Source organism: Hungatella hominis, from assembly GCF_014288005.1.
GTDB classification, from domain to species: domain Bacteria; phylum Bacillota; class Clostridia; order Lachnospirales; family Lachnospiraceae; genus Hungatella; species Hungatella effluvii.
Map to the genome: position 1 here is coordinate 1 of NZ_JACOPB010000048.1, position 3,524 is coordinate 3,524.

Consider the following 3,524-nt stretch of genomic DNA (forward strand, 5'->3'; position numbering starts at 1 on the left):
AGGAGATCAGCTGCTGATCACACTCAGAACCGGAAAGAACATCGAGGCTGATTTGGGAGAGTGCCACCCGTATTCCTATCAGTGGCAGTGTGAAATAAAGAGAGATGATAATGTATGAGCAGTAGTAATTATCGCAGGAATAAGGAAGCTATTGATCAGTTTCATAAGGAGCTGATGGCGATGGTGGACGATATCCAGCAGATTGATAAAAAGGTACTTAATAAGGCCGTAAACAATGGTGTTGCCTATGCGAAACGACACTCGCCTGTGGGAAAACATCCGAATCCGGTGACCTTTACCGTCAAGAACGGGCCCGATGCAGGGACCGTTGTTAGCTTCAAAGTATCAAATCCGGGAGTAGGCGGATTCCTGCGAAAAAGCTGGCACAAATTGCCTACAAAGAAATCAAAGGCCGGAGTAGAGACTGAACTGGTAAATACCGCGGAATACTCCACCTATTGGAATTACGGCCATCGCATCGTAACGAAAAAAGGAGGCCCAACAAAAGGGTTTGTCAAAGGTACGTTCGTGCTGGAAAAAACCAGGGGATACATCGAGAAGCAGCTGGTGAAGGAGTTCGAGAAAGAAGTAAAGGCGGTGCAGAGCAAGCATGATTGAAAAACTATATAAGAATATTACGGCTGGATTGAAGGCAGTCAGGCCGTGCAAGGTGTACGTTGAAGATGTGCCGCAGAACTTTGCACAGCCGTCTTTCCTGGTTACCTTCTATGAGCAGGAGCCTTCCAGAGGTATTAATGGACGACTTAAGAATTCAGTCAGGGTAGACGTATCATACTTTCCGGCGACTGACAGAGAACCTTGTGAGGAATGTTGGCTTGTTGGTCAGGATTTGAGCCGGAAATTTATGGTGGCAGATTTCAAAATCAGAAATAGAAACTTAAAGATTGTGAATAGTGTCCTGCATTTTCTTTTCGATGTTGACTACCAGGAATATCAGGAAAACAACAGCACAGCAATGCAGACAATATCACAAAACACAGACATAAAGGAGGAGTAAGCCATGGCGGGAACATGGGAATCCCAGAACAAGATATTGCCCGGAGCCTATATTAATATCCGGACGAATGAGCCGCTGTCTATTACGCCAGGGGACCGCGGAACCGTTGTTATCCTGCAGGAAATGAGTGTGGGTACTGACGGTGCTATGTATACAATTACAGCAACGGAGGCGGCATGGCCAGACGGAGCTACGGCCGCGGATAAGAAGCTGGCTGCGGAAGCACTGAAGAAGGCAAAGACCGTATTGGTATATAAACTCAAAGCAAGTCACAAAGCGGCTGACGTCACTACGGCCCTTACAGCCCTTAAAACCGTGCAATTCAATACCCTCTGCTATCCCTATGACGGAGAGGGCGAGGAGGTCAACAAAACAGCGATTGCGACATGGATCAAGGCCATGAGGGACGATGAGGGTGTGAAGTGTCAGGCGGTGCTCGCGAACCATGTGGCAGACAGCGAGGGGATCATCAATGTTGTTCAGGGCATCATCATGCCGGGGAATCAGGAACTGACGGCTGCAGAGGTAACTGCATGGGTGGCAGGATCCACAGCCGGTGCCAGTATCACTACGTCAAATACTGGTATGGTTTATGCGGGGGCCATCGACGTTAAACCCCGAATGACAAAATCAGAGATGGAGGCGGCTGTCACTGCGGGTAAGTTCATTTTTAAGGTAGACACTGCCCAGAATGTATCTGTAGTGTATGACATCAACTCCTTAACTGCGGTTACGGTGGACAAAGGAAAGATGTTCACGAAGAACAGAGTGATTCGGACTGTTGACAATATTGCCAACGATATCACGAAGATCTTTGAAGCGAATTATGTCGGGAAAGTCAATAATAATGATGAAGGCAGATCTCTTCTGAAGGCGTCTCTGGTGGACTATTTTACTACACTTCAGGCGATGGGGGCGGTTCAGAATTTTGTGACTGACGATGTTGCGGTCACAAAGGGAAATGATTCGGATGCTGTTGTAATCGAAGCAGCGGTACAGCCGGTTGACAGCGTAGAGAAGATATATATCACAGTTAATCTGTCGTAAGGAGGATATGACATGGGAAATTACACAAAACTCACTGATCTGGTGACAGGAAGTGAAGGCAGCGCTTTTATCACAATCGATGGCCAGAACCGGTATTTTTTCGAGATATCGAAAGTAGATGCCAGCATCGAATTTAAGGTGCTGGCAAAGCGGCTCCTGGGGCATCGTATGACACAGCATAAGGTGGTAGGCGCAGAGGGAAAAGGAACACTGACTATGTACAACGTAAGCCCCGCCGCGCTTGCTGTCTATCAGCAGTATATCAAAGAGGGCAAGGTTCCGCAGATCAGTATTCAGACCACGAATGAGGATCCTGCATCGACTGTGGGACGCCGGGTGGTGGTTATGAGGAACTGCATTCTGGCAAAGGCGCCGGTGGCATATCTGGACGACTCCAGCGAAGATCTGAACACCGTGGATACGGATTTTACATTTGATGATGTGGATGAATTGGAGAGCTATGCGTTCCCGGAGAATATGAGATAAGTCATTTACACTTGCCTCGGGAACCATTATAATTGATGGTAAGAAGGGGGCGGTGAAATGGGATTATTTGATTTTTTGAAGCATAAGGATCCGGCGGTAGTCGTTGATAGTGACGAGTCTTGCTATCAGGAGGCCATGAAGGCGTTAAGGCGTAAGGACTTTAAAGGAGCATATGGGATCGTTTGCAAATGGAATGTTGAGAGTGGAAAGCCCAGTTTAGGATTTGATTGGGAAGAGGAGCTTGAACAAGGGCTGAGCGAAGAAACAGAATCCACCATACAGTATTTTTATACGATGAAGGCGGATCCTGAAATGTTGCATAATGCTGTCTACTGCGCTTTAACAGGAGTGCACCCTCACAAAATATCAAAATGGGCCTGTCCAGATAAAGAAAAACAAAACGAGGTGTATTTGGAAATTGACTATATGTGCTCCAGGTATGCTACTTTAAGAGAGATCGAAGACCTGAAAAATGATGATTGCGAAAAAGTGGTTTTCATGGCCGTATTAGATGATAAAACATGTCCTATTTGTGGAAATATGGACATGAAGAAGGTCAAAATTAGAGGAAGTGTGATTGGCAAGAATTTGCCCCCGTTACACCGAGGGTGTCGATGTACGATAACACCTTATTACGGGAGCGACGATTTGGAAGGTGAAACAAGGATCGCCAGAGATCCCAAAACAGGAGAAAGTTACGACGTACCAGCAAAAATGACCTGGAAAAAATGGAAAAAGTTAAACAGTTAAGAGACGCAAAGCAAGCGTCTCTTTTTGATTGAGAGGAGAGCTAAACATGGGAAGCTTAAATGCGTTTTTACATCCGGAGCAAGCGGAAAATAAAGAGGTGATTGTATCTGAACGATTCAAAGAAAATGGAAAACCGGTTCCATTCGTGATCCGCCCAATCACTCAGCAGGAAAATGATGGACTGCTCCGGAAATATACAAAAAAAGATAAAAAAGGGAATGAG

General features: G+C 46.1%; 6 protein-coding genes. All 6 read left to right on the top strand.

What is annotated here, in order from left to right:
• Nucleotides 1–114: 114 nt before the first annotated feature.
• Entirely contained in the window at nucleotides 115–618 is a 504-nt protein-coding gene (locus H8S75_RS32075; RefSeq protein ID WP_187024936.1) for an HK97 gp10 family phage protein, read from the top strand.
• Nucleotides 611–1,018, top strand: a complete 408-nt coding sequence (locus H8S75_RS32080; protein WP_187024937.1) for a phage tail terminator family protein — start codon at nucleotides 611–613, stop codon at nucleotides 1,016–1,018. Before H8S75_RS32075 ends, H8S75_RS32080 begins: the two co-directional genes overlap by 8 nt.
• A 3-nt stretch (nucleotides 1,019–1,021) precedes the next feature.
• Nucleotides 1,022–2,065 (top strand): phage tail sheath subtilisin-like domain-containing protein, encoded by a 1,044-nt coding sequence (locus H8S75_RS32085; RefSeq protein WP_187024938.1) that lies wholly within the window; start codon nucleotides 1,022–1,024, stop codon nucleotides 2,063–2,065.
• A gap of 12 nt (nucleotides 2,066–2,077) precedes the next feature.
• On the top strand, nucleotides 2,078–2,551 hold the full coding sequence (locus tag H8S75_RS32090; RefSeq protein ID WP_055649970.1) for a phage tail tube protein: 474 nt from the start codon (nucleotides 2,078–2,080) through the stop codon (nucleotides 2,549–2,551).
• Nucleotides 2,552–2,608: 57 nt separating this feature from the next.
• Nucleotides 2,609–3,301: a minor capsid protein gene (locus tag H8S75_RS32095; RefSeq protein ID WP_187024939.1), complete on the top strand. Its 693-nt coding sequence runs from the start codon at nucleotides 2,609–2,611 to the stop codon at nucleotides 3,299–3,301.
• Between the two features lie 46 nt (nucleotides 3,302–3,347).
• A partial coding sequence (locus tag H8S75_RS32100) for a phage tail assembly chaperone (RefSeq protein WP_432764217.1) occupies nucleotides 3,348–3,524 on the top strand: 177 nt, incomplete at its 3' end.

Excerpts from the sequence above, each read along its gene's own strand:
- H8S75_RS32085 (WP_187024938.1), top strand. The coding sequence starts at position 1,022 with ATGGCGGGAACATGGGAATCCCAGAACAAGATATTGCCCGGAGCCTAT.
- H8S75_RS32090 (WP_055649970.1), top strand. The coding sequence starts at position 2,078 with ATGGGAAATTACACAAAACTCACTGATCTGGTGACAGGAAGTGAAGGC.
- H8S75_RS32080 (WP_187024937.1), top strand. The coding sequence starts at position 611 with ATGATTGAAAAACTATATAAGAATATTACGGCTGGATTGAAGGCAGTC.
- H8S75_RS32095 (WP_187024939.1), top strand. The coding sequence starts at position 2,609 with ATGGGATTATTTGATTTTTTGAAGCATAAGGATCCGGCGGTAGTCGTT.
- H8S75_RS32075 (WP_187024936.1), top strand. The coding sequence starts at position 115 with ATGAGCAGTAGTAATTATCGCAGGAATAAGGAAGCTATTGATCAGTTT.